This window comes from Methylobacterium sp. E-005, from assembly GCF_022829725.1.
GTDB lineage: Bacteria > Pseudomonadota > Alphaproteobacteria > Rhizobiales > Beijerinckiaceae > Methylobacterium.
Map to the genome: position 1 here is coordinate 1 of NZ_JAKSYG010000173.1, position 4,008 is coordinate 4,008.

Consider the following 4,008-nt stretch of genomic DNA (forward strand, 5'->3'; position numbering starts at 1 on the left):
CCGAACCGGGACCCTCCTCTAAAAGACGGTAACATCCTCTAAAACGAACGTTTTTTCTGTCTATAAGCGGGGTCCCGATCGGCGCCGACGGGGACCCCGCTCCCTATTCGATTTCGCCAATGATAACAACGGGCTGCTTCAACTATTGTCGGGGGTCCCGCTCCAGTGCCGATCCGCAGCGAAGCTCCTGGAGTACAACGCGGACACGCCGACCGCCCTGTTCGAGACGGCGGTGTTCCAGTGGCGATGGCTGGAGGACAAGCGTGCGAGCGGCGCGCTGCCGCCGGGCGCGGACCAGTTCAACTCGGTCCACGAGCGCCTGCTCGCCCGCCTCGTCGAGATCCGGGCCCGGGTCGGCAATGCGCTGCATCTGACCTGCATGACGGAGTTCCCCGAGGACCGCGGCACGGTTGGGTACCTCGCGGATTGCGCCGCGCAGGCCGGCCTGAAGGTGCGCCTCGTCGACGTGTCGGACATCGGCCTGCGCCAGGACGTCGATCGCCAGACCTTCGTCGATCGCGGCGGCGAGCCAATCCGCCTGTTGTTCAAGCTCTACCCGTGGGAGTGGCTCCTGCGGGACAGCTTCGGACCGGCGATCGTCGCCAGCGGCACGACCTTCTTCGAGCCGGCGTGGAAGATGGTCCTGAGCAACAAGGGCATCTTGCCCCTGCTCTGGGAGCGCCACCCGGGCCACCCGAACCTGCTGCCAGCCTACTTCGAGAATGACCCGCGCAAGTTCGAATTGGGGAAGAGCTTTGTCCTCAAGCCGCTGCTGGGGCGCGAGGGGGCCAACATCACCATTGTCACGAACGGGCAGGTCGCGGCTGCTGAGGACGGCCCCTACGCCCGGAGCGGCTATGTCCGCCAAGCGCTGGCGAACATCCCCGAGTTCGACGGCCGCCGTGTCGTGATCGGATCGTGGGTGGTGGGCGACGAGCCAGCTGGGATGATCCTACGCGAGAGCGTAGGGGTCATCTCGAATGATACGTCGCAGCTCGTGCCCCATTTCATCGAACCTGAAGACTAGATACACCTGCCCTTAGTTAAGATTTACGTGTAGCTATTTTCTCTGTCATCCTTAGTACTGTCATACGCTCCTCATCGGAGAGCGATCGAAATGCCTTTATCAAACGTGCTAGAACGATCAAGTCATGATACTCGGCAGGACTATTTTGGGTTTCGGCATACCCGTTATGAAACACGGTCATGTCCACGCCGAGCGCGGCCGAGATGGAATCTATGAGGCGTTCGTCCCGCTCGTCATCCGTCAACGTCGCGCCTCCGGAGCCCGGCTGCCCCCATGCCTACCTCGCTACCTAGACGATTATCCCTAACCGAAAACCCTCAGCTACCGACTGAGCCCGGTTGCGGGTTCTCAATTTGGTGCGCACACGGCGAAGATGAGAGTCGATCCCGTGTTCCGAGATGCCCATGATCTCCCCGATTTCCCAGTCCGTTTTGCCTTCGGCCGCCCACTGCAGGGTTTCACGTTCCCGTGGTGAGAGCTTTGACCGCGTCGCGATAGGCTGGCCTCGCATCAGCAGAGCATGACCGAAGGCGTAGCTCGCGATCAGCGTGAGCATACCGCGATGCTCCGGGGCGATTTCGAGCTGGGATCCGGCAAAGCTCATCCCCCCGACTTCGCCCTCCATGGTCGTCAGCGGTACCGTGTACCCATCACGAAGATCGAAATCTGCCGCCTCATGCATGACCCGGCTGGCGGTCGCCGTCGCGGGCGGGGGCAGAACAGGATCGCTCCAACGGAAGCCGGCTTGTTGCTGGAAGGTCAGCGTGACGATCGGGTCGTGCGCGGCGTACCCCCGGCTGAGGTACCGTGAACGCCATTCCGCCGGTACGCTTTCCATGACTAGGAACTGGCGGTTAAAGCTGACCAAACTCGTCGGCGTCGGGAGAAGCCCCGCGATGATCGCGTCGATGCCGAAGCCTGTGAGCTGTCGCTGCACGGCGGCGATGACCTCCGGGATGCTCCCGGCTCGATCAAGCTCTGTGAGCAGCTTGAGCGTGTGATCGAGGGACTTTCTGCTCACGGCATATCCTGACCACGAACGCTGACGGTGCCCATCCCGGACTAAGTTAGGGGATGAGACGCCATACATCCAGACGAAGCCGGCGATCGCGCAACGAACATGCCGACACCACGCGTTCGCGTGGTGTCGCGCGTCCGAACGGGCGGGCACACCACGTACAGAGGTGTCTCCATGATCCAAGTCATTACTGCCGCTAATATCGCGCAGAACGCCGAGCTGATGGAACAAGTTTGGCGGTTGCGCCACAAGATCTTCGTCGAAGAGATGGGCTGGTCTGCGATCGCACGGGACGACAAGCGCGAAATCGATGAATTCGATGATGAGTACGCCGTCCACCTCTTAGCCGTGGAAGACGACAAGGTAGTCGGATACTCACGCTTGCTGCCGACTGTACGCCCCTACGTCATGTCGAAGCATCTCCCCCAGCTCTGCGAGGCCGCCCCTCCATCGTCCCCGCACATCGTCGAATGGAGCCGGATCGGCGTCGCCGGCCCGGCACGTACGTCCGGTCGACGGCTCAACCCAACCGCGCTGGCGATCCTCACTGCGATCGTCGAGTGGGGACTACCGCGCGGGCTGAAGGGCTTCGTCTCCGAGATGCCGACGAGTTGGCTGCTGCGGCTGCTCCAACTGCACATCCACGCGCTGCCACTCGGACTTCCGCAGATGATCGACGATGTGGAGATCGTCGCCGTCAACGCAGGCTTCGACACACGGAGCCTGCGCCAGCTGCAGAAGATGCGTGGGACCACGGAGTCCGTCCTGTCCCCCGAGAGCCGAGTCTCGACCCGTTTGGCGAGTTGAAGAAGGTCCTGCCGTGCCACGAACGACACCTGTCCATATTCATCCGCATGACGACATGCGATCGCGTTTGGAGCGAGCGGTTGAGCAAGCCATCGATCTTCGCCGAACGATCGTGGAGCTTCAGGATCCCGCCCTTCGCGAGATTGTGGATGTCGTGCTGATCGAACTCGGGCGTCGTGTGGCCGATCAGATGCTCCGACGATCCAAACTCAGCTGACGCATCGAATGAGGAACGATGCGCTGGCCGGGCGTCGCCGCAGTTCAACCGCCTCCGCCGCCGGATGGAAGGGACGATCCGGCGGCGGAGCTTCTCCCCACAACGCCTGTACTATGAGAGCGGGGCCAATGTTCATGCCAGGCCGCGAGAAGGAAAGAGTTATGCGTGACAACCACGAACACGAGACACGAGACGTTAGATACGCAGACATCACTGTCTCTATAATTTCAGCCTACGTGTCGAAAAACCACCTTGCGTCCGCTCAGCTTCCTCAGCTCATAGCGGACATTCATCGTGTCCTGTGCTCGTTGGATCGCGGGCTTGTCGTCGAGACCGCGCCGGCGAACGAACCCAGCTCACCCACCGCCGCCGAAATCCGACGGTCGGTAAGAGCTGAGGCGCTGACCAGCTTCATCGACGGCCGTGCGTACCGAACGCTCAAGCGGCATCTGACTGCTCACGGTTTCTCGCCCCAGAGCTACCGCGCGCGGTTCGGTCTGCCGGCCGATTACCCGATGATCGCTCAGGACTACGCGGCTAAACGTTCGGCACTTGCAAAGGCGATCGGCCTCGGTGTGCCGAGCGCACAGATCGTACGGCAGGCAGCTGAGTAGAGTGCTGAGGATCTCTACAGGCCTGTCAGCCAATGATCTTGAGTGTCGCGCGCCACGATTGCCCTTACCGGAGCGATCAACAGCTTGTCATTGACTGGTTCTGCGATGTGGAGGCCGCTGGTTCCCAGAAGGCGACCTTCCGCCCTGGGTTCACCATGGGCGCGGGGCAACTGACCGGAACTGGCCGATTCTGTTGAAAAACTCGGGTGTTGCAGCGGTTGTGATGAGGTGATTCACTCCTGTCGAGAGACGGAGATCGAAGCAGATGATGGGACCTCGGCAAGTCGAGCAGGGTGCCCTGTTCTACGAGTTCTCGCTCGACACC

Annotated in this window: 4 protein-coding genes; 3 read left to right on the forward strand and 1 reads right to left on the reverse strand. The window is 61.6% G+C overall.

Going from position 1 to position 4,008, the window contains the following annotated elements; genetic code table 11:
- Window positions 1–145: 145 nt before the first annotated feature.
- Window positions 146–1,027, forward strand: coding sequence for a glutathionylspermidine synthase family protein (locus MKK88_RS18950; protein WP_244002415.1), 882 nt, complete (start codon window positions 146–148; stop codon window positions 1,025–1,027).
- Between the two features lie 289 nt (window positions 1,028–1,316).
- On the opposite strand, the gene MKK88_RS18955 is transcribed toward MKK88_RS18950, so the two are convergent.
- Window positions 1,317–2,048 (reverse strand): autoinducer binding domain-containing protein, encoded by a 732-nt coding sequence (locus tag MKK88_RS18955; RefSeq protein WP_244002417.1) that lies wholly within the window; start codon window positions 2,046–2,048, stop codon window positions 1,317–1,319.
- A gap of 171 nt (window positions 2,049–2,219) precedes the next feature.
- Between MKK88_RS18955 and MKK88_RS18960 the strand changes: the two genes are divergently transcribed.
- Window positions 2,220–2,852, forward strand: a complete 633-nt coding sequence (locus MKK88_RS18960; protein WP_244002418.1) for an acyl-homoserine-lactone synthase — start codon at window positions 2,220–2,222, stop codon at window positions 2,850–2,852.
- Window positions 2,853–3,230: 378 nt separating this feature from the next.
- A complete protein-coding gene (locus MKK88_RS18965) occupies window positions 3,231–3,683 on the forward strand; it encodes a MucR family transcriptional regulator (protein ID WP_244002420.1) in 453 nt (150 codons plus the stop codon).
- Window positions 3,684–4,008 lie beyond the last annotated feature (325 nt).